Below are 19,759 nucleotides of genomic sequence, written 5' to 3' on the forward strand. Positions count from 1 at the left end.
GAGGGCGACACTCTGGATAGAGCGCTACCCGCCGGCTGGATGCAGGATTTCGTCTACTGGCCCGTGACCTTGCGCGCCCTGATGCGCTCGCGATGGGCGGTGTAGAGGCCGGAGGCGATGATGATCGCCGAGCCGAACCAGGTGAAGGCGTCGGGCAGCACCGAAAACAGGATGAAGCCGAAGGCCGAGGCCCAGAGCAGCTGGACATAGGAGAAGGGCGCCAGCAGCGAGGCGTCGGCATGCCGGAAAGCCTGGATGATGAACCAGTGGCCGACAGTCGAGGAGACGCCGATGAAGAGGCCGACGAGCAGCGCCTCGGTCGACAGCGGCTGCCAGGTCAGCGGCTGCAGTGCGGACAGCACGAGGCAGCCGACGACCGCCGACCAGGCGAGCGTCGTCACCGGGTTCTCGGTCGCGCTCATCATCCGGGTGACGATCAGCGCGAACGCCCAGGTTACCGCCGACAGCACCGGCAATATCGAGGCGAGTTGGAAGTCGCTGCCGCCCGGACGGACGACGATCAGCACGCCGACCAGCCCGACCGCGGTCGCGGTCCAGCGGCGCCAGCCGATCTTCTCGCCGAGGATCGGGATCGACAGGGCGGTGACGAAGAGCGGCGAGACGAAGCTCGTCGCGGTCGCGTCGGCGATCGGCAGATATTTGAGCGACGAGACGAAGAGGATCGAGGAGACCGTGACGGCGACGCCGCGCAGGATCTGCATGCTCGCGCGCCGCGGCTTCAGCTGCTTGAAGCCGCCGGGGGCGGCGACGGCCAGCATGATCAGCGCAAAGGCCGCATAACGCAGCCAGACGACCTGGATGGCCGGCGTCGTGGCGGTGAGGTATTTCGAGGCGACGTCGGCGGCGGAGAGGAAGACGCTGCCGAGCAGCATCAGGCCGATGGCGCGCAGACTGTTGTCGTGCCGTGACGCAGGTCGCTGCGGCGGCTCGGCCGGAGCTGGGTCGACCGGCAGAGGCACTCTGGTCAAGGTGTCGGGCAAGGTCTTCGGCGAATCTCGGTGAGAGGCCGACCCTAGCCGAGGATCATGGCGAACCCTTGCGCAAATCCGGCACGGCCGCCATGCGTCGCGCAAGAAAAAGGCGGACGCAGGGCCCGCCTTGAAATTTTCTTTAAATCGCGGGGCCTGTTATCAGGCCGCCTGCTTGCGCGGCTGGATCAACTTGCGATTGACCAGCACCTCGGCGATCTGGACCGCGTTGAGCGCCGCGCCCTTGCGCAGATTGTCGGAGACGCACCAGAAGGCGAGTCCGTTCTCGACGGTGGCGTCCTCGCGGATGCGCGAGATGTAGGTCGCGTCCTCGCCGGCTGCCTCGTGCGGGGTGATGTAGCCACCGGGCTCGTGCTTATCGATGACGAGGATGCCAGGGGCGGTGCGCAGCACCTCGCGCGCCTCGTCGGCGGTGACGGGCTTCTCGCACTCGATGTTGACGCTCTCGGAATGGCCGATGAAGACCGGCACGCGCACGCAGGTCGCGGTCAGCTTGATCTTCGGATCGAGGATCTTCTTCGTCTCCGCCATCATCTTCCACTCTTCCTTGGTGAAGCCGTCTTCCATGAAGACGTCGATGTGCGGAATGACGTTGAAGGAGATGCGCTTGGGGAACTTCTTCACCTGGACCTCGCCGGCGGCGAAGACCGCGCGGGTCTGGTTGAAGAGCTCGTCCATCGCCTCCTTGCCGGCGCCGGAGACCGACTGATAGGTCGAGACCACGACGCGCTTGACGCCGAAGCGGTCATGCAGCGGCTTCAGCGCGACGACGAGCTGGGCGGTCGAGCAGTTCGGATTGGCGATGATGTTCATCTTGGTGAAGCCGGCAGCGGCCGCGGCATTCACCTCGGGCACGACCAGCGGCACGTCGGGATGCATGCGCCAGGTCGAGGAGTTGTCGATCACGACGCAGCCCTGCGCGCCGATCTTCGGCGACCATTCCTTCGAGACGGCCCCGCCCGCCGACATCAGGCAGATATCGGTGTCGGAGAAGTCGTAATGCTCAAGCGCCTTCACCTTCAGCGTCTTGTCGCCGAACGAGACCTCCGTGCCGATCGAGCGCGAGGAGGCGAGCGCCACCACCTCGCTGACGGGAAAAGCGCGCTCGGCGAGGATGTCGAGCATCTCATGGCCCACATTGCCCGTGGCGCCGACGATCGCGACCTTGAAGCTCATGCTGGAATTCCTTCTGGCGAAACCGGTTCAGCCTCCCCGGGAGGCCGTCGCCGCTGATCTCGCTTGCGGGTTCGGCCGGTTGACCCCGGCCGGGGGGGAGATCCCGGAATCGAGGCGACGTGTCAGTGCGACGTCCGGGTTTTCCCGGCCGTCGTTTTGGTCGTGGTTTTCGTCGTCAGAGCGAACGTCACGGAACCAACCAGAGCTGAACATCATCGCGAAGCCGGAGGAGAAGCGTCCGGCGCGCCATCCCAAACACAAGCCGCCGTAAAAAGTCAATCACCTGGCCCGTGGCGCCGACGTTAACCCTGCCTCCTTACCGGCCATTGACCCTGTTTCGTGATGGAAGGCGCCCGGTAACGGCCTGCTCATCGCGGCCAGCGAAAGCTCCCTGCGAGTGGGGCGAGGCGGCTTGCAGGGGAGCGAGCCGTCCAACGGGTTGGGTTCTGTCGTGTCCGGGGACGAGATCAGCACCATCTGGCAACGGTTCAAGCTGCGCCTGCAGCCGCGCCTGCAAGGCCTGGCTGCGACCGCTCCGGGCCGCTTCGACCTCGCCGCGCGACTGGTCGACCTCGCCGACGCCACCGAAGCCGGCTTCGCCCGGATCCTGCGGCCGGTGCGGCGTGCTTTGCGCTCCGGCGCGATCGGCTTGACCGGCGGCCTGGTCTGGCGCGGCCTCGCAGCGCTGACCGGCGTGAGCCTGACAGCCATGCTCGTGGCCGGCCTCTCTTCCGGTTCTTCGGAGCCAGCGCTCGCCAGCCTGACACTGACGGAGGCTTCGGCCGCTCCCGTGGTGCGCGATGTCCGCACGCAGGCACTGCCGATTGCTTCTGGACAGGAGGGCTGGGTGACGATCGGCCGCCCGATCGCGCTTTTCGGCGTGGAATCGCCGGAACTCGACAAGCGCAGCGCCTATGAAGCGCGGCGCAGCGAGGACGGCCAGCGTCGCGAGGACGTGCTGACTTTCGGCGCGTTCGACGACGGCAAATCGTTCCTGTCGCTCAAGTTCCAGGTCAATCGCGATGCGCAGGCGCAGAAGGCGCTTGCCGGCGTGTCGCAGCCCTTCGTGATCGGTCTTGTGCGCGAGAGCGCGGCGCGAGGCCTCTCGGTCGGGCGCAGCGGCGCGGCGACCACGATCGAGACCAAGTTCGGCACCGTCGAGACCGCCGATATCGGCCTGAGCGACGGCGCGGCCGGGCGGGCCTGCATCGCTTTCCGTCATCTCGACGCGGCGGCGCATCTCTCCTTCTCGGGCTGGTGGTGCGGCAGCGAGGCCAAGCCCGCCGACCGGGCGCAACTGATCTGCCTGATCGACCGGATCGACCTTCTGAGCGCCGGCGACGATCCGGAGCTGCGCGCCAATTTCGCCCGCACTGAGCTCAACCGCCGGCAGGGCTGCTCGGTGCCGCGGCTCGCCGCGACCGGCCGCAAGGGCTCCTGGCTCGACGCCGACGCCAAGGCGCCGGCCCTAAGGCCGACCAGCGGCAAGCAGGCGCAGGCGCGGTAACGGCCTCGTGTGGCTGTCCTGCACTGGCGAGCCGCAACAAAAGCATTAACTCTGAGGTTGTATCGTCAGCGACAGCCGATCCGCCGGCAGCTTCGGCGGAGGCAACCGCCTCAGGAGATCGTCATGCGTTCGCTTTCTCGCCTCGCCGCCGGCTTGGCCTTGTCCGTCGCAGCCGTCACCTTCGCTGCATCGGTCGCGGAAGCCCAGCAGCAACGCAAGCCCCTGCGCGTCATCGTGCAGAAGCGCAGCTATTTCGACATGGGCAATGTCGTGCCCGTCGGCAGCATGAACCGCTATGCGACGCAGAACATCGTGGCGAGCCCAGTCTATTCCGCGGCAGGCGAGCTTTATGGCGAAGCCACGCTGCCCTCGCGCATCGGCTCGGGCGCCAACCCCTTCGCCAACAGCTTCTCGACGCCGCGCTTCTGAGCGGCGGCAAGCTCGAAATGAAAAGGCCCGCCGTGAGGCGGGCCTTTTTTTATCTTTGGCGTCACCGCACCAGGATGTTGCGGAACTGCCAGGGGTCGGAGGTGTCGATATCCTCCGGGAACAGGCCCGGGCGGCCATCGAGCGGGGTCCAGTCGGTGTAGTAGCCGGCGACGGGGCCGAGATAGGGCTGCTGGATCGCAAGGCAGCGCTCGACGTCCATCTCCTCGACCTCGACGATGCCGGCGCGCGGGTTCTCCAAAGCCCAGACCATGCCGGCGAGCACGGCAGACGTCACCTGCAAGCCGGTCGCGGTCTGGTAGGGGGCCAGGGTGCGCGCCTCGTCGGTCGAGAGCTGCGATCCGAACCAGTAGGCGCCCTTCGCGTGGCCGTAGAGCAGCACGCCGAGCTCGTCGATACCGTCGACGACCTCGTTTTCCTCGAGGATGTGCTGTTCTTCCTGCGGACGACCGGCATTGCCGAACATCTCGTGCAGCGACAGCACAGCGTCATTGGCCGGATGATAGGCGTAGTGGCAGGTCGGCCGGTAGACGGCCTTGCCGCTGTCGTCGCGTACGGTGAAATAATCAGAGATCGAGATCGCCTCGTTGTGCGTGACGAGGAAGCCGTATTGCGGGCCGGGCGTCGGGCACCAGCTCCGGACCTTGGTCTCGGCACCCGCCTGCATCAGATAGATCGCGGCCTGCGATCCGGTCTCATGCGTGTGGGCGTTCTCCGGCATCCAGCGTTCATGCGTGCCCCAGCCCAGTTCGGAGGGCTGCAGGGCTTCCGAGATGAAGCCTTCGACCGACCAGGTGTTGACGAAGACGCCCTGCGGCTTGGGATTGCGCGAGCGTTGCGTGTCGCGCTCGGCGATATGGATGCCCTTGACGCCGGCATGTTGCATCAGCGCGGCCCATTCCTCGCGGGTGGTCGGCTGGGGCAGGTTCAGGCGCAGATCGGCGGCGAGGTTGAGCAGGGCCTTCTTGGCCAGCCAGGAGGCCATGCCGGGATTGGCGCCGCAGCACGAGACAGCCGTCGTCGACCCCGGGGCGCGGGCGCGCTTGGCGGCGAGCGTCATCTCGCGCAGCGCATAGTTCGAGCGCTCGGCCGGGCCCTTGCTCTGGTCGAAATAGAAGCCGAGCCAGGGCTCGTTGACCGTATCGATATAGAGGGCTCCGAGGCTGGAGCAGAATTCCATCAGGTCGCGCGAGCCCGTGTCGCAGGACAGGTTGACGCAAAAGCCCTGCCCGCCGCCAGCGGTCAGCAGCGGCTCGAGCATGGTCTTGTAGTTTTCGAGCGTCACGGCTTCATGGATGAAGCGGATGCCGCGCTCGTCCAGAAGGGCCCGGTTGTCGTCGTCGGGTGCGATCACCACGAACCGGCTCTTGTCATATTTGAAATGCCGCTCGATCAGCGGCAGTACCCCGCGGCCGATCGAACCGAAGCCGATCATCACGATCGGGCCGCTGATCTCGCCGTGTACGGGCCAATCCATCATTCTTTTCAACTCCTGGGTGGTCTGGTTGTGGGATAAGCGGACGCTGGTATGGGGCGGGCTCTCCGGCGTCAATGCCGGCGAACTCACTCCTTGCCGAGGCTGAACGGGTAGGGCCCCTCGAAGGCGCCGACATAGGCCATGTGCGAGATCAGGCCGGAGCCGGGCTGCCAGGAGTGCAGCATGAAGGCCGGCGGCTCCATCAGGAAGCGCGCCTGCGCCCCCGGCGTCAGGTCGAGGATGACCTGGTGGGCGACGCCGGGCACGACCTGGCCGATCGTGCCGGCATAGCGCACCTGGACCGGGCGGTGATGGTGGCCGCTGAGCACGCGCTCGATGTTCGGGTGTCGCGAGACGATCTCGGTCAGCCGCTCCGCGCCGTCCTTGAGCATGACCGCGTCCATGTAGCCGAGGCCGCAGGAGAAGGGCGGGTGGTGCGTGAACAGGACGACGGGCCGGCCGTCAGCTTCCGCCAGCGCCCGTTCGAGGACGTCGAGACGCATGTCGCAGATCGCGCCGGCGCTGGAGCCGGGCAGCAGGGTGTCGAGGCCGATCAGCCTGACAGGGCCGAGATCGGCTGAAAATTGGATGAAGCCGCCGGTGAGATCGGCATGGGGGCCAAGGTCGAGCCCGGCGACCATCGCCTTGCGGACATCGTGGTTGCCGGGGATCAGCAGCGTCGGCAGGCCGAGCGTCTCCAGCATCGAGCGGACGAGCGCATATTCCTCCGGCAAGCCGCTCTCGGTGAGGTCGCCGGTGATGACGAGGACGTCCGGCCGGACGGGCAGGGTGGCGACGGCTTCGAAGGCGCGCCGGGTCATGCCGATCGTGTCGGAGACCTTCAGGGCGAGCCGGCCCGGCGGGCAGATGTGCAGGTCGGAAAGATGGGCGATCAGCATGTCGTCTTCTTCGTCAGGGAGGCAGCCGGGACCGCCTTACCTGACGGCAGCCCGCGCGGCCAAGGCCGCGCGGGCTTCAATGACGTGATTTGATGACGGATCGACTACGATCCGAGTGCGCAGTCAGGCGGCGCGACGTCGGAGACCTTCCGCTCCGTCGGCTGCGACGAGCGCCCCCGTGGCTTTCAGCACGCCGCTCGCGCCCTGGAGCGCGCCGTCACGCAATTCCAGGCCGAGGAAGCGCTCGCGCTCGAACGGGCCGGGCATGGAAAGATCGGCTATCGGCTCAGGCGTGAAGCCGAAGCGCTCGTAATAGGGCGCGTCGCCGACGAGCAGGATCGCGCCATGGCCACGGCAAGCGGCGCGCCAGATCGCCTCGCGCATCATCGCCTTGCCGAGACCTTCGCCCTGCAATTCGGGCGCGACCGCGAGCGGGCCGAGCAGCAGCGCCGGCTTGCCATCGGCCTCGACATGCCAGAGGCGCACGGTTGCGACGACGACGCCGTCGCGCTCGGCCGTCAGGGCGAGGCCCTCGGCGGGCAGGCGGCCTTCGCGCAGGCGCTCGCTCGACTTCGACATGCGGCGCTCGCCGAGGCAGCGGTCGAGCAGGGCCTCGCGGGCCGGGACATCGGTGTCGATCTCGTCGCGGATCGTGATCATGACGCACCTCCTACCGGAGCGTCCGCCATCTCGCGGACCTTCCCGGCGCCGCCCGAACAGGCGGCCACAAGCAAACAGGGATGTGTGGAAGAGGGGCCGGCGGGAGCCACGTCCGCGCGCCCCATTCTTGGAGGCACGAACGCTCCGCCCGGTTTCCCGGGCAGCCTGCCGATAGGTGGCAGGGCGCTTCGCCGGACCCGATTGGTCAGGGGCGCGGTGGCGCGCCCCTATTCGTCAGATGACGTACTGCTTCAGCGGCGGGAAGCCGTTGAAGGCGACGGCCGAGTAGGTCGTCGTATAGGCACCGGTGCCCTCGATCAGGACCTTGTCCCCGATCTCGAGGCTGAACGGCAGCATGTACGGGGTCTTCTCGTACATGACGTCGACCGAATCGCAGGTCGGGCCGGCCAGCACGCAGGGAACCGTGGCGTCGCCGTCACGGATCGTGCGGATCGGGTAACGGATCGCCTCGTCCATCGTCTCGGCAAGACCGTTGAACTTGCCGATGTCGAGATAGACCCAGCGAACCTGGTCGTCCTCGCTCTTCTTCGAGATCAGCACGACCTCGGCCTCGATCAGGCCGGCTTCGCCGACCATGCCGCGGCCCGGCTCGATGATGGTCTCCGGCAGACGGTTGCCGAAATGCTTCGACAGCGCCTGGAAGATCGCATCGCCATAGGCCGGAACGCCCGGGATGGGCTTCAGGTAGCGCGCCGGGAAGCCGCCGCCGAGGTTGACCATCGACAGCGAGAGACCGCGGGTGGCGCACTCCTTGAACACGGCCGAGGCCGAGGCCAGGGCCGAATCCCAAGCGTTCACATTCGCCTGCTGCGAGCCGACATGGAACGAGATGCCATAGGCCTGCAGGCCGAGGCGATGGCCGTGCTCGAGCACGTCCGCTGCCATCTCGGGCACGCAGCCGAACTTGCGCGAGAGCGGCCAATCGGCGCCGGCGCCGTCGCAGAGGATGCGGCAGAAGATGCGCGCACCCTCGGCCTTGGTGGCCGTGGCGGCACGGGCGACCTTCTCGACCTCGGCCTGGCAGTCAACGGCGAACAGGCGCACGCCGAGCTCCATGGCGCGGGCGACGTCGCGCTCCTTCTTGATGGTGTTGCCGAAGGAGATGCGATCCGCCGTGGCGCCGGCCGAAAGAGCGAGCTCGATCTCGACGACCGAGGCGCAATCGAAGCAGGAGCCGAGCTTGGCCAGGAGGCGCAGCACTTCCGGCGCAGGGTTTGCCTTGACCGCGTAGAAGACGCGGGTGTCCGGCAGCGCCCGGGAGAAGGCGACATAGTTCTCGCGCACGACCTCGAGGTCAATCACGACGCAGGGACCATCCTCGCGGCGGTCACGCAGAAATTCACGGATGCGCTCGGTCATGAGACGCTTCTCCTACGGCGCAGGCGGCGCCGATGCGACATGAAGCCGGCTGACGCGTCAGCGATTCAAGGCGCGATGGAGACGCCGAGAACAGCCGAACGTGACATTCGGACTCTGATAACCGTCGCTTGGGGAGACCCCGCACGCCCGGCAATGAAGGACAAGCCTCTTCGGTGCTGGTCTTTGGAGGACCAGCGAGACCAAAAAAAGCCCGTTCCGTCGTTGCTTTAAGCTGCGTCCCCCGTGGAGATTCGGGGTTCGCCGGTTTCGCCTCCGGCTGCCAGTCGCTGTTCGATGACAGTTTCCCTTGGGAGGAAACCGGGAGCGTGATTTGAGGGGATATCCATCCCCCTCCATCCGTCTCCAACACCTGGGCGGCTGTCCGGCCTCTTGTCCGGATGCCCACCGACTGACACGCGGCCACAGGCACGTGCGAATTGGGTGAGCTCCATATACGGATGGGTGCCCCCGGCTTCAAGTTTTTTCTGACGGCCAGGATCGGATTTTTTAAAGGACGGGACGTGGGCGGGAGGGCGCTGCCGTCACGGTCTCTAGATGTTGGCCGACGTGGGCCGCGACTGTGCCCTAGACCAGCCCCATTTCATCGCCTAAGTCGTTGGCGCAGCGCGCCTTCGCGCGCTTTATTTCTATGGGGCGAGCTTCGATCATGACGGTTACCGATCGCCGGCGGGTTCTGGCTGGACTGAGCGCCGCCTTGTGCGCCACCGCCGCGCCGCAGGCTTTGCTGGCGCAGCAACCGGAGCAGGCGCCGCCGCAGCCGCGATTCGGCTTCGAAGAGGTCGCCCGCCGGGCCCGCGAGATCGCCGCCGTTCCTTATGAAGCGGGGCCGGCATTGCCGGAGGCGCTGACGCGGCTCGATTTCGACGCCTGGCGCGAAATCCGCTTCCGGCCGGAGCGGGCTTTGCTCGCCCAGTCGAATTCCGGCTTCCGCATGCAGATGTTCCATCCCGGCTTCCTGTTCACCCGCCCTGTGACGGTGAACGTGATCCGCGATGGCGTGCCGATGCCGGTGCCCTATGCCGCCAACCTCTTCGATTACGGGCGGACCAAGTTCGACAAGCCGCTGCCGGTCAATCTCGGCTTCGCCGGCTTCCGCCTGCACTATCCGCTCAACGATCCCCGCATCTTCGACGAGCTGATCTCCTTCATCGGTGCCAGCTATTTCCGCGTGCTCGGGCGCGGCCAGCGCTATGGCCTCTCGGCGCGCGGCCTCGCCATCGGCGCGGGCATGCCGGGCGGCGAGGAATTCCCGATCTTCCGCGAGTTCTGGGTGGAGACGCCGACGGCCGACGCCGAGCGCGTCACCGTCTATGCGCTGCTCGATTCGCCCTCGGTCGCGGGGGCCTATCGCTTCCATATCTATCCGGACGGCGACAGCGTGGTCGATGTCGGCGCGGCGCTGTTCCCGCGCAAGCCGATCGAGAAGCTGGGCCTGGCGCCGCTGACCTCGATGTTCTTCACCGGCGAGAACGACCGGCGCTTCCATGACGACTTCCGCTCCGAGCTGCACGATTCCGACGGGCTGATGATTCATTCCGCCACCGGCGAGTGGATCTGGCGGCCGCTGCGCAATGCCCGGGTCCCGGCCGCCTCGTCCTTCGTCGAGCGCAATGTGCGCGGCTTCGGCCTGATGCAGCGCGACCGCGTCTTCGAGCACTATCAGGATCTCGATCTCGCTTATGAATTGCGCCCGTCCTACTGGATCGAGCCGCAGGGCGACTGGGGCGAAGGCGTGGTCGAGCTGATCGAACTGCCGACCACCGACGAGACCAACGACAACATCGTCGCGCTCTGGGCGCCGAAGCTGGCGCTGGAGCCGGGCCGCGAGTTCCGTTTCGGCTACAAGCTGACCGCGATGGTCGATTCCAGCGACCTGCATCCCGGCGGGCGGGCGATCAACACCTATCAGGCCAAGCCCAAGGCGCTCGGCTCGGGCGAGCCGGTGACGGAGAATGCAAGGCGCTTCATCGTCGACTTCGCCGGCGGCGATCTCGGCTACTACCTGAAGCAGCCGGAAAAGGTCGAGATCGTGCCTTCGATCGCCTATGGCCGGATCAACCGGGCCTTCCTGGTGCCGAACCCGAAGACGGACGGTTTTCGCGCCTTCATCGATATCGTGGTCGAGCCGGGCCAGTTGGCGGAAATGCGCGCCTTCCTGAAGAGCGGCAGCAAGACGCTGACGGAGACCTGGAGCTTCCCCTGGCGGGCGCCCGACGCGAGTTGACGGCCAGCTTAGAACTGCGGGGCGGTCTTGCTGCGCGTCGGCTTGCGCCGCTTCTCGGGGGCAGCGGCGACGACCTCGATCTCGATCTTGAACTCGGGCAGGGTGAAGCCGGAGACGATCACCAGGGTCGAGGCTGGCGGCGGGGTGCCGACATGGGCGTCGCGTGACTCCATATATCCCTTCATATGGGCGCGGTCGGTGACATAGGCGTTGATGCGGACGATGTCCTTCAACGTCATCCCGGCTTCGCCCAGGATCGCCGCGATGTTGGCGAAGCAGAGATCGGCCTGCTCCCGGGCGCCTTCGGGGATCGTGCCGTCGGCCGAGATGCCGAGCTGGCCGGAGCAGAACACGAGGCGCTGGCCGGCCGGCAGCTCGGCGCCATGGCTGTAGCGGGCGAAAGGGGCGCGGATCGAGGAAGGATTGAGCGGCTTCATCTGATGGTCCGGATGGTCGGGGCACCGTTCTGCCATGCCGGGCCGCCACTGCAAAACCATGTTGAGACTTGACCGGCGCCCCCTTTGCGGCCTTGAAGGCGCTCATGTCACGTTCACGCGGCATGACCATAATGCCGCGGACGGTCAGAGCCGGATCCGATCAGGTTGGAACAACCCGGTCGGTGAATCCGTCTTTGCCTCTGTGGTACAGATCGGGCCGGGCTCCAGGCTATCAAGATGACGGGGATGAGCTTGAAGACTTCTGCGCTGCTGCGGGCTGCGAGCCTGCTGCCTCTCGTGCTGCTGACCGCTTGCGCTGGCTCGCAGCGCTTTGACGGGTATGGCTCCGGTTCGGGGCAGGCCGTGGCCCGGGCGCCGGTTTACGGCGAGCCGATCCAGTCGGCGCCGCCGATTCAATCGGCACCGATCACGTCCGAGCCACTGCCGCCGCCGGGAGGCTATCCGAGCGGGCCGCCGCCGCAAGCGGGCGGTTATCCGCCTGGTGGTCCGGCGCCGGGCATGCCGCCACAGAACGATCCGTTCTTCGATCCGCAGGCAGCACAGCCGGGGCAGCCGCCGCCAGTGCAGCAGCGCCCGGTCGAGCCGGCGCCGCCGAGCAATCAGGTCGCCAACGCCAATCCCGGTGCGACGCCAGGCGGCGGCTCGACCCGCGGTGGTGCGGTCTCCACGCGCGACGGCGTCATCGGCAACTGGACGGCGCAGGAGGCGACCGGCGGTTCCTGCCGGGTGCAGCTCTCGAGCTCGCCCTCGCTCGATCTCTACCGCGCCAACGCCACGGGCTGCAGCAATCGCGACCTGCAGCAGGTCAACGCCTGGGATTACCGTGACGGCGAGGTCTATCTCTATCAGCGCGGCGGCTCGGTGGTGGCGCGCCTGCGCGTCGGCAGCGGCGGCGCCATGAACGGCGCGATCACGAAATCGGGCGCCGGGCTCTCGATGAATCGCTGAGCCCGGCGCCTTGCCGTAAGGTCAGTGCCGCGAGGCGCTCCGGCCGAACAGGGCCGAGGGCCAGAAACTGCGCTGCAGCGAGAGCGACAGGGTCGCGAAGCTGCGGGCGTTGTCCATCGCTTCGTCGAGCAGGGTGAACGGCGTCGGCGCGCCGGTGGCGATCCGGCCCTCGACATCGGCGTAGCCGCCGACCATCTCGGCCTCGAACTTGCGCGCGAGATTCCGCATCGCGGCGTTCTCGGGCAGGCAGGTCATGTAGAGCGTGCGGATGTTGCGGTTGCGCGCCGCCGTGATCAGGCGGCCGAACAGGATTTCGCCGATACCACGCCGACGCCAGTCGCGCTCGACGCTGAAGGCGGCTTCGCCGGTCTGGACGATGATCTCCTCCAGCCCGCGCAGCTCCGCGGCGCCGCGGACCTCGCCGGCCTCGACATAGGCGTAGACGAGTCCGCCGACGCCGAAGGTGGTCTCGGCATAGCTCGTGAGAAACTCATCTGTGACCGCCGTCCCGAAACGCTCGCGCCGCGTTGCGGCGTCGAGGCGAAGCAGATGGGCGGTGAAGAGATCGCGCTCGGCAGGCCAGAGACGCCTGACCTCGCCGTGTCTGGCTTTGGCGCCAGCTTTGATCGAACGATTCAATTGCAGCTCCTGTGAAAGCGCGGATGGGCGCTACCCCCAGGAGGCGAATCTTCCCTAACTCGAAGCGCAAGATGCGCCTCCGATCTGGGAATACAAGAGGCGCGATTGCGGCAATTTACGGCTAACTGACTGTAAAAACGGCGGAAATGGTTAAGGGCGTGCGCTAACGCCACATCGTCGCGATCGAGGCTGCAAGGGCTGCTGCGAGCGCGATGTTTAGGACGCGCCACTGCCAAGCCTGCGTCAGCAGTTTCGCCAGAAGCAATCCGGCGACGCACCAGAGCATCAGCGACAGCAGCGCGAGGACGCCGAAGATGGTTCCGAGCAAGGCGGCGAGTTCGCCTGCGCCGCGGGCGAGTTCGCCGAACGAGGCGGCGGCGCCGAGCGTCATCGCCCAGCCCTTGGGATTTTGAAGCTGGATCCAGAGCGCGCCGGCAAAGCTCGTCGGCTTGGCGATACTCCTGTCGAGATGCGGCGGGCCGCTGCGCGCGATCCTGATAGCGAGCCAGAGCAGATAGGCCGAGCCGGCGAGCTTCATCGCGAATTCCAGCGACGGCATCGCCAGCAGCAAGCCGGCAAGGCCTGCCGCTGCAGCGACCGCCATCCCGGCCAATCCGATCGCGACGCCGATCATGAAGGGCAGGGAACGCCGAAAGCCGAAATGGGCGCCCGACGCAGTAGCGAGCGTGGTGGTGGCGCCCGGTGTCACGGTCGAGATGGCGGCGAAGGCGATGAGCGGCAGGACCTGGTCGAGTGACATGGGTGGCTCCGGGCGGGAGCCATGGGATTAGGTTTGCGTGACGGATGATGAAAACGAATGTTGAAGCGATGCAGCATTACGATTGATAATGCTCGGCATGCGCAATCTCGACCTCGAACTGATCCGGGCCTTCGTCGCCGCTGCCGACCATCGCAGCATGACCGTCGCCGGCAATGCGCTGCATCTGACGCAGAGCGCCGTCAGCCAGCAGATCATGCGGCTGGAGCGGCGGCTCGGGCAGGCTCTGTTCCTGCGCGAGCGGCGCGGGCTGAAGCTGACCGCGGCAGGCGATCGCCTGCTCGCCAAGGCGCGCCGGCTGATCGGCCTCAATGACGAGATCTGGGCGGAGATGACGACGGGGTTCGCCGGCGCGGTGCGGCTCGGCGTGCCCTATGACCTCGTCGGCATCTCCCTCGCGCCGATCCTGAAGGGCTTTGCCGAGGCGAGCCCGCTGGTGGAGATCTCGCTGGTCTGTGCCTCCTCGCCGCAATTGCTGGAGGCGCTCGGCAAGGGCGAGGTCGATCTGGCCCTGGTCGAGGAACCGCTCGCGGCGGCGGGAGGAGAATGCCTCGGCATCGAGCGGCTGGTCTGGGTCGGCGCCAAAGCCGGCACCGCCCATCTGAAGCAGCCTTTGCCGCTGTCGCTGGTCGCCGACACCTGTGCCTTCCGTCCGGCGGTGACTGAAGCGCTCGACGCACAAGGCCGCGGCTGGCGCAGCGTGTTCGAGAACGGCAATATCGATGCGACCACGGCAACGGTCAGGACCGACCTTGCCGTCACCGCCTGGCTCGCCTGCACGGTCCCGCCAGATCTCGACATCCTCGGCTCGGAGGAAGGCTTGCCCGAGCTGCCACCCTTCGCGATCACGCTGCATCTGTCGCGCTCGCAGCCTTCCGAGGCGGCGCGCGAGCTCGCCCGCTATCTGCGCGCCGGCTGGTTGCGTCCGCGGCAGGCCGCATAGCTCACCGGCCTCGCAGAGGGTTGCAGGCTGGCCAGCCCTGCCGTAACCCCAAGGACGACGCCCATTCCTGCCTGAAGGCCATGTCCGCCACGCTCCCCGAACGTTATGACGCTCTCGTCGCCTCGGGCGCGATCGAGCGCGATCCGGCGCAGGTCGCCGTCGTCAGGCGCTTGCAGGCGCTGTCTCAGACGCTCGCCATCCGCAAGCTGGCGAAGAAGAGCAGCGCGCTCGGCTGGCTGTTCGGCCGCAAGCAGCCGGCGGCGGAGGAGGTCAAGGGGCTCTATATCTGGGGCTCGGTCGGCCGCGGCAAGACCATGCTGATGGACCTGTTTTACGAGACGGTCCCGGTCGGGCTACGCCGGCGCGTGCATTTCCACGCCTTCATGGCCGATGTCCACGAGCGCATCCACGCCTACCGCCAGGCGCTCAAGGCCGGGACGGTCAAGGAACCAGATCCGATCGGGCCGGTGGCGGCCGAGCTGGCGGAAGAGGCGACCCTGCTCTGCTTCGACGAATTCACCGTCACCGACATCGCCGACGCGATGATCCTCGGGCGGCTGTTCACGAAACTGTTCGCTGACGGGGTCATCGTGGTCGCGACCTCGAATGTCGAGCCGTCACGGCTCTATGAGGGCGGACTCAACCGCGCGCTCTTCCTGCCCTTCATCGAGATGCTCGCCAGCAAGGTCGATGTGGTCAAGCTGGAGGCGCGCACCGATTTTCGGTTGGAGAAGCTCGGTGGCGCGCCGACCTATCACGTTCCCGCCGACGACGAGGCCAAGGCCGCGCTCGACAAGGCCTTCAGCCAGCTCACCGGTGTGGCGCAGGGCGCGCCGGTGACGATCACGATCAAGGGTCATGAACTGAAACTGCCGCAGGCGGCGGGCGGCGTGGCGCGGGCGAGCTTCGCCGATCTCTGCGCCCAGGCCTATGGCGCCTCGGATTATCTCGCACTCGCCCAGCACTTCCATACGCTGGTCCTCGACGACATCCCGGTTATGGATATGGAGCGGCGCAACGAGGCCAAGCGCTTCATCATCCTGATCGACACGCTCTACGAGAGCCATGTGAAGCTCGTCGCCTCGGCGGCCGCCGAGCCGACCGGTCTCTATCTCGCCCAGAGCGGCCGCGAGGCCTTCGAGTTCGACCGGACGGTGTCGCGCCTGATCGAGATGCGCTCGGAGGAATACCTCGCATTGCCGCATGGCCGGGCCGACTCGGCCGCGAGCGGCGACGCGACCGGGCTGGTGGAGACCTGACCTTGGCGACGCCGCGCGAGCCGAGCGAGATGCGCATTCTTTCGGTCGCCGGCGAGCATCTGCGCTTACACGGCCTGCGCCGCTTCACCGTGGTCGCGGTGGCGGAAGAGGCGGGCATGACCCATGCCAATGTCTACCGCTACTTTCCCTCGCGCACGGCGCTGATCGATGCGGTCGTCGATGTCTGGTTGAAGTCGGCCGAGCGCTCGCTTGCCGATATCGCCGACGGGCCGGACCCGGCCGAGGACAAGCTCGAGCGCCTGATCCTGGCGCTCGCAAAGGCGAACCGCAACCTGCTGCACGAGGAGCCGCATCTGTTCGCGGCACTGTCGCAGGCGGTGGCAAAGCGCCATGCCATCAGCCGGCGCAACCGCACCCGGGTGCGCGCCTTGTTCGAGCGCGTGATCGACGACGGCATTGCGACAGGGGCTTTCGAGCCGCGCGATCGCGACCGTGCTATCGCCTTCGTGATCGATGCCACGCACCGTTTCATCCATCCTGCGGCGCTGGAGCTGGAGGCGGATGTCCCGCAGGAGTCGGTCGACGCCAGGCTCGCTACGCTGATCAGGGTGGCGCTGCGCACGCTTGCGACCGGCGTGATCTAAAAAAATGACAGATTTTGTAAAATGTAACCGCCCATTTTCAAGAGAGGTTGACGGCGCGTTTTCCTGAGTTAGCTTCTAACGGATTGGTTTTGCTACGCATTCCGTGATCTGAAGGCCAAAAACGCCGCTTGAAGACATTCCAATGTCCAATTTTGGACAGGGTTGAGCCCGAGAGCAGCTTGGGTCAAAGAACCGTCGGCTTTTTGGCTTCACCTGCTTTCGCATCCAACAACAAGGATTCGGCAATGGCCCGCAAGAAGATCGCCCTTATCGGCGCCGGACAGATTGGCGGCACGCTCGCTCACCTCGCCGGTCTCAAGGAACTGGGCGACGTCGTCCTGTTCGACATCGCCGAGGGCATCCCTCAAGGCAAAGGCCTCGACATTGCCGAGTCCGCTCCGGTCGACGGCTTCGACGCCGGCTATAAGGGCACGAATTCCTACGAGGACATCAAGGGCGCCGACGTGATCATCGTCACCGCCGGCGTGCCGCGTAAGCCCGGCATGAGCCGCGACGACCTGATCGGCATCAACCTCAAGGTCATGAAGTCGGTCGGCGAGGGCATCAAGCAGTATGCTCCCAAGGCCTTCGTGATCTGCATCACCAACCCGCTCGACGCGATGGTCTGGGCGCTGCAGAAGTTCTCGGGACTGAAGCCAAACATGATCTGCGGCATGGCCGGCGTGCTCGACTCGGCCCGCTTCCGCCATTTCCTCGCCGACGAGTTCAAGGTCTCGGTCAAGGACGTCTCGGCCTTCGTGCTCGGCGGCCATGGCGACGACATGGTGCCGCTGGTCCGTTATTCCGGCGTCGCCGGCATCCCGCTGCCGGACCTCGTCAAGATGAAGTGGACGACGCAGGAGCGCATTGACGCGATCGTCGACCGGACCCGCAAGGGCGGCGGCGAGATCGTCAACCTGCTCAAGACCGGCTCGGCCTTCTACGCCCCGGCCGCCTCGGCGATTGCCATGGCCGAGAGCTATCTCAAGGACCAGAAGCGCGTGCTGCCTGCGGCTGCCGCGCTCAGGGGCCAGTACGGCGTCAAGGACATGTTCCTCGGCGTGCCGGTGGTGATCGGCGCCAAGGGCGTCGAGCGCGTCGTCAAGATCCGCCTCAACGGCGCCGAGAAGGAGATGCTGGCGAAGTCGGTCGCCTCGGTCCAGAGCCTGATCGACGCCTGCAAGACCGTCGATCCGTCATTGGCGTGAGACAGATGGGTGGCGTGATGGCCGGCGGTAACGTCGCCGGCCACAGCGTCGCCGCTTCTCCCTTTTCCGGCACAGGACATCAGGCATGAACATCCACGAATATCAGGGCAAGGCGGTTCTCAAGGAGTACGGCGCGCCCGTCTCCGCCGGCTTCCCGGCGCTCTCAGTGGCAGAAGCCGTCGAGGCGGCGAAGAAGCTGCCCGGACCGCTCTATGTGGTGAAGAGCCAAATCCATGCCGGCGGCCGCGGCAAGGGCAAGTTCAAGGAACTGCCGGCCGACGCCAAGGGTGGCGTGCGGCTCGCCAAGTCGATCGAAGAGGTCGAGAGCCACGCCAAGGAGATGCTCGGCAACACGCTGGTGACGGCGCAGACCGGTCCGGCCGGCAAGCAGGTCAACCGCCTCTATATCGAGGACGGCTCGGACATCTCGAAGGAGTTCTACCTCTCGGCGCTGGTCGATCGCGAGACCTCGCGCGTCGCCTTCGTGGTCTCGACCGAGGGCGGCATGGACATCGAGAAGGTGGCCCATGACACGCCGGAGAAAATCCTGACCTTTTCGGTCGATCCGGCCACCGGGATCATGCCGCATCACGGCCGCACCGTTGCCAAGGCGCTCGGCCTCGGCGGCGAGCAGGCCAAGCAGGCCGCGACAGTGCTCGGCCAAGTCTATGCCGCCTTCGTCGGCAAGGACATGGCGATGCTTGAGATCAACCCGCTGATCGTGACGACGCAAGGCCAGGTCAAGTGCTTGGACGCCAAGGTCTCGTTCGACTCGAACTCGCTCTACCGCCATCCCGAGCTGATGGAATTGCGTGACGAGACCGAGGAGGACGCCAAGGAGATCGAGGCCTCGAAACATGACCTCGCCTATATCGCGCTCGACGGCACGATCNTGGCGAAAGCCCCGCCAACTTCCTCGATGTCGGTGGCGGCGCCACCGAGGAGAAGGTCACGGCGGCCTTCAAGATCATCACCGCCGATCCGAAGGTGAAGGGCATCCTGGTCAACATCTTCGGCGGCATCATGAAATGCGACGTCATCGCCCGCGGCGTTATCGCGGCGGTGAAGACGGTCGGGCTCGAAGTGCCGCTGGTGGTGCGCCTCGAAGGCACCAATGTTGCCGAAGGCAAGGAGATCATCCGGACGTCGGGCCTGAACGTCATCCCGGCCGATGATCTCGACGACGCCGCGCAGAAGATCGTCGCCGCGATCAAGAAGGGTTGAGGTAAACCGATGTCCATCCTGATCGACAAGAACACCAAGGTCATCTGCCAGGGCTTCACCGGCAAGAACGGCACCTTCCATTCCGAGCAGGCGATCGCCTATGGCACGCTGATGGTCGGCGGCACCTCGCCGGGCAAGGGCGGTTCGCTCCATCTCGGCCTGCCGGTCTTCGACACCGTCGCCGAGGCGCGCGACAAGACCGGTGCGACCGCCTCCGTCGTCTACGTCCCGCCGCCGGGCGCGGCCGATGCGATCTGCGAGGCGATCGACGCCGAGATCCCGCTGATCATCTGCATCACCGAGGGCATTCCGGTGCTCGATATGGTCCGGGTGAAGCGTTCGCTCTCCGGCTCCAAGTCTCGCCTGATCGGGCCGAACTGCCCGGGCGTCGTCACTGCCGGCGAAAGCAAGATCGGCATCATGCCGGCCAACATCTTCAAGCCGGGCTCGGTCGGCATCGTCTCGCGCTCCGGCACGCTGACCTATGAAGCGGTGTTCCAGACCACGAACGAGGGCCTCGGCCAGACCACCGCGGTCGGCATCGGCGGCGACCCGGTCAAGGGCACCGAGTTCATCGACATGCTCGAGATGTTCCTCGCCGACGAGAAGACCACCTCGATCGTGATGATCGGCGAGATCGGCGGCTCGGCCGAGGAAGACGCGGCGCAGTTCATCAAGGACGAGGCCAAGCGCGGTCGCAAGAAGCCGATGGTCGGCTTCATCGCCGGCCGCACCGCGCCTCCGGGCCGTCGCATGGGCCATGCGGGTGCGATCATCTCCGGCGGCAAGGGCGGCGCGGAAGACAAGATCGCGGCGATGGAAGCGGCCGGTATCCGGGTCTCGCCGTCGCCGGCTCGCCTCGGAAAGACCTTGGTCGAGGTGTTGAAGGGCTGATC

The 19,759-nt window shown here is 66.4% G+C and carries 19 protein-coding genes and 1 pseudogene; 11 read left to right on the plus strand and 9 right to left on the minus strand.

Features of this window, described 5'->3' with window-relative positions; all coding sequences use genetic code 11:
- Positions 1-53: 53 nt before the first annotated feature.
- Positions 54-980, minus strand: a complete 927-nt coding sequence (locus ASE66_RS21015) for a DMT family transporter (protein WP_057191642.1) — start codon at positions 978-980, stop codon at positions 54-56.
- A gap of 171 nt (positions 981-1,151) precedes the next feature.
- Positions 1,152-2,186: an aspartate-semialdehyde dehydrogenase gene (locus ASE66_RS21020; protein ID WP_057191643.1), complete on the minus strand. Its 1,035-nt coding sequence runs from the start codon at positions 2,184-2,186 to the stop codon at positions 1,152-1,154.
- Between the two features lie 451 nt (positions 2,187-2,637).
- Here ASE66_RS21020 and ASE66_RS21025 point away from each other — a divergent pair, with 451 nt between their 5' ends.
- Both ASE66_RS21025 and ASE66_RS21030 read left to right on the plus strand, forming a co-directional pair.
- On the plus strand, positions 2,638-3,693 hold the full coding sequence (locus tag ASE66_RS21025; RefSeq protein WP_057191644.1) for a hypothetical protein: 1,056 nt from the start codon (positions 2,638-2,640) through the stop codon (positions 3,691-3,693).
- 123 nt (positions 3,694-3,816) lie between these two features.
- On the plus strand, positions 3,817-4,122 hold the full coding sequence (locus tag ASE66_RS21030) for a hypothetical protein (RefSeq protein ID WP_057191645.1): 306 nt from the start codon (positions 3,817-3,819) through the stop codon (positions 4,120-4,122).
- 61 nt (positions 4,123-4,183) lie between these two features.
- Here the strand turns inward: ASE66_RS21030 and ASE66_RS21035 are convergent, their stop codons facing one another.
- The 4 genes from ASE66_RS21035 to ASE66_RS21050 form a co-directional block, all read right to left on the minus strand.
- Positions 4,184-5,620, minus strand: a complete 1,437-nt coding sequence (locus tag ASE66_RS21035) for a homospermidine synthase (RefSeq protein WP_057191646.1) — start codon at positions 5,618-5,620, stop codon at positions 4,184-4,186.
- Positions 5,621-5,703: 83 nt separating this feature from the next.
- Positions 5,704-6,516: a phosphodiesterase gene (locus ASE66_RS21040; protein ID WP_057191647.1), complete on the minus strand. Its 813-nt coding sequence runs from the start codon at positions 6,514-6,516 to the stop codon at positions 5,704-5,706.
- Positions 6,517-6,639: 123 nt separating this feature from the next.
- Positions 6,640-7,176, minus strand: a complete 537-nt coding sequence (locus tag ASE66_RS21045; protein WP_057191648.1) for a GNAT family N-acetyltransferase — start codon at positions 7,174-7,176, stop codon at positions 6,640-6,642.
- Between the two features lie 234 nt (positions 7,177-7,410).
- The gene (locus tag ASE66_RS21050; protein ID WP_057191649.1) at positions 7,411-8,556 is read right to left on the minus strand and encodes a type III PLP-dependent enzyme; all 1,146 of its coding nucleotides are present in this window, start codon (positions 8,554-8,556) and stop codon (positions 7,411-7,413) included.
- Between the two features lie 667 nt (positions 8,557-9,223).
- Here ASE66_RS21050 and ASE66_RS21055 point away from each other — a divergent pair.
- Positions 9,224-10,801 carry a glucan biosynthesis protein gene (locus ASE66_RS21055; RefSeq protein ID WP_057191650.1) on the plus strand — a complete coding sequence of 526 codons (1,578 nt, stop codon included), beginning with the start codon at positions 9,224-9,226 and terminating at the stop codon, positions 10,799-10,801.
- 8 nt (positions 10,802-10,809) lie between these two features.
- On the opposite strand, the gene ASE66_RS21060 is transcribed toward ASE66_RS21055, so the two are convergent.
- Positions 10,810-11,238, minus strand: a complete 429-nt coding sequence (locus tag ASE66_RS21060; protein WP_057191651.1) for a RidA family protein — start codon at positions 11,236-11,238, stop codon at positions 10,810-10,812.
- Positions 11,239-11,484: 246 nt separating this feature from the next.
- Here ASE66_RS21060 and ASE66_RS21065 point away from each other — a divergent pair, with 246 nt between their 5' ends.
- A complete protein-coding gene (locus ASE66_RS21065) occupies positions 11,485-12,207 on the plus strand; it encodes an AprI/Inh family metalloprotease inhibitor (protein ID WP_057191652.1) in 723 nt (240 codons plus the stop codon).
- A 21-nt stretch (positions 12,208-12,228) separates the two neighbouring features.
- On the opposite strand, the gene ASE66_RS21070 is transcribed toward ASE66_RS21065, so the two are convergent.
- Together ASE66_RS21070 and ASE66_RS21075 are read right to left on the minus strand one after the other, a co-directional pair.
- A complete protein-coding gene (locus tag ASE66_RS21070; RefSeq protein ID WP_057191653.1) occupies positions 12,229-12,846 on the minus strand; it encodes a GNAT family N-acetyltransferase in 618 nt (205 codons plus the stop codon).
- 163 nt (positions 12,847-13,009) lie between these two features.
- On the minus strand, positions 13,010-13,606 hold the full coding sequence (locus tag ASE66_RS21075) for a LysE family translocator (protein WP_057191654.1): 597 nt from the start codon (positions 13,604-13,606) through the stop codon (positions 13,010-13,012).
- Positions 13,607-13,703: 97 nt separating this feature from the next.
- Here ASE66_RS21075 and ASE66_RS21080 point away from each other — a divergent pair, with 97 nt between their 5' ends.
- From ASE66_RS21080 to sucD, 7 genes and pseudogenes are all read left to right on the plus strand, one after another.
- The gene (locus ASE66_RS21080; RefSeq protein ID WP_244495003.1) at positions 13,704-14,567 is read left to right on the plus strand and encodes a LysR family transcriptional regulator; all 864 of its coding nucleotides are present in this window, start codon (positions 13,704-13,706) and stop codon (positions 14,565-14,567) included.
- An 80-nt stretch (positions 14,568-14,647) separates the two neighbouring features.
- Complete coding sequence (zapE, locus tag ASE66_RS21085) at positions 14,648-15,826, plus strand: cell division protein ZapE (RefSeq protein WP_057191656.1); 1,179 nt, start codon at positions 14,648-14,650, stop codon at positions 15,824-15,826.
- A gap of 2 nt (positions 15,827-15,828) precedes the next feature.
- Complete coding sequence (locus ASE66_RS21090) at positions 15,829-16,431, plus strand: TetR/AcrR family transcriptional regulator (RefSeq protein ID WP_244495004.1); 603 nt, start codon at positions 15,829-15,831, stop codon at positions 16,429-16,431.
- Between the two features lie 245 nt (positions 16,432-16,676).
- The gene (gene mdh, locus ASE66_RS21095) at positions 16,677-17,639 is read left to right on the plus strand and encodes a malate dehydrogenase (protein ID WP_057191657.1); all 963 of its coding nucleotides are present in this window, start codon (positions 16,677-16,679) and stop codon (positions 17,637-17,639) included.
- 85 nt (positions 17,640-17,724) lie between these two features.
- On the plus strand, positions 17,725-18,531 hold an 807-nt coding region (locus ASE66_RS21100; protein ID WP_244495005.1), incomplete at its 3' end, for an ATP-grasp domain-containing protein.
- Position 18,532: 1 nt separating this feature from the next.
- A pseudogene (gene sucC / locus ASE66_RS33345) lies at positions 18,533-18,863 on the plus strand (succinate--CoA ligase subunit beta); the annotation flags it as partial.
- 9 nt (positions 18,864-18,872) lie between these two features.
- Positions 18,873-19,757 (plus strand): succinate--CoA ligase subunit alpha, encoded by an 885-nt coding sequence (sucD, locus tag ASE66_RS21105; RefSeq protein WP_057191658.1) that lies wholly within the window; start codon positions 18,873-18,875, stop codon positions 19,755-19,757.
- Positions 19,758-19,759: the final 2 nt, after the last annotated feature.

It is taken from the genome of Allobosea sp. Root483D1, from assembly GCF_001429505.1.
GTDB lineage: Bacteria > Pseudomonadota > Alphaproteobacteria > Rhizobiales > Beijerinckiaceae > Allobosea.

Excerpts from the sequence above, each read along its gene's own strand:
- ASE66_RS21050 (WP_057191649.1), bottom strand. The coding sequence starts at position 8,556 with ATGACCGAGCGCATCCGTGAATTTCTGCGTGACCGCCGCGAGGATGGT.
- ASE66_RS21055 (WP_057191650.1), top strand. The coding sequence starts at position 9,224 with ATGACGGTTACCGATCGCCGGCGGGTTCTGGCTGGACTGAGCGCCGCC.
- ASE66_RS21060 (WP_057191651.1), bottom strand. The coding sequence starts at position 11,238 with ATGAAGCCGCTCAATCCTTCCTCGATCCGCGCCCCTTTCGCCCGCTAC.
- ASE66_RS21045 (WP_057191648.1), bottom strand. The coding sequence starts at position 7,176 with ATGATCACGATCCGCGACGAGATCGACACCGATGTCCCGGCCCGCGAG.
- zapE (WP_057191656.1), top strand. The coding sequence starts at position 14,648 with ATGTCCGCCACGCTCCCCGAACGTTATGACGCTCTCGTCGCCTCGGGC.
- ASE66_RS21080 (WP_244495003.1), top strand. The coding sequence starts at position 13,704 with ATGCGCAATCTCGACCTCGAACTGATCCGGGCCTTCGTCGCCGCTGCC.
- sucD (WP_057191658.1), top strand. The coding sequence starts at position 18,873 with ATGTCCATCCTGATCGACAAGAACACCAAGGTCATCTGCCAGGGCTTC.
- ASE66_RS21035 (WP_057191646.1), bottom strand. The coding sequence starts at position 5,620 with ATGATGGATTGGCCCGTACACGGCGAGATCAGCGGCCCGATCGTGATG.
- ASE66_RS21040 (WP_057191647.1), bottom strand. The coding sequence starts at position 6,516 with ATGCTGATCGCCCATCTTTCCGACCTGCACATCTGCCCGCCGGGCCGG.
- ASE66_RS21020 (WP_057191643.1), bottom strand. The coding sequence starts at position 2,186 with ATGAGCTTCAAGGTCGCGATCGTCGGCGCCACGGGCAATGTGGGCCAT.
- ASE66_RS21030 (WP_057191645.1), top strand. The coding sequence starts at position 3,817 with ATGCGTTCGCTTTCTCGCCTCGCCGCCGGCTTGGCCTTGTCCGTCGCA.
- ASE66_RS21065 (WP_057191652.1), top strand. The coding sequence starts at position 11,485 with ATGAGCTTGAAGACTTCTGCGCTGCTGCGGGCTGCGAGCCTGCTGCCT.
- ASE66_RS21075 (WP_057191654.1), bottom strand. The coding sequence starts at position 13,606 with ATGTCACTCGACCAGGTCCTGCCGCTCATCGCCTTCGCCGCCATCTCG.
- mdh (WP_057191657.1), top strand. The coding sequence starts at position 16,677 with ATGGCCCGCAAGAAGATCGCCCTTATCGGCGCCGGACAGATTGGCGGC.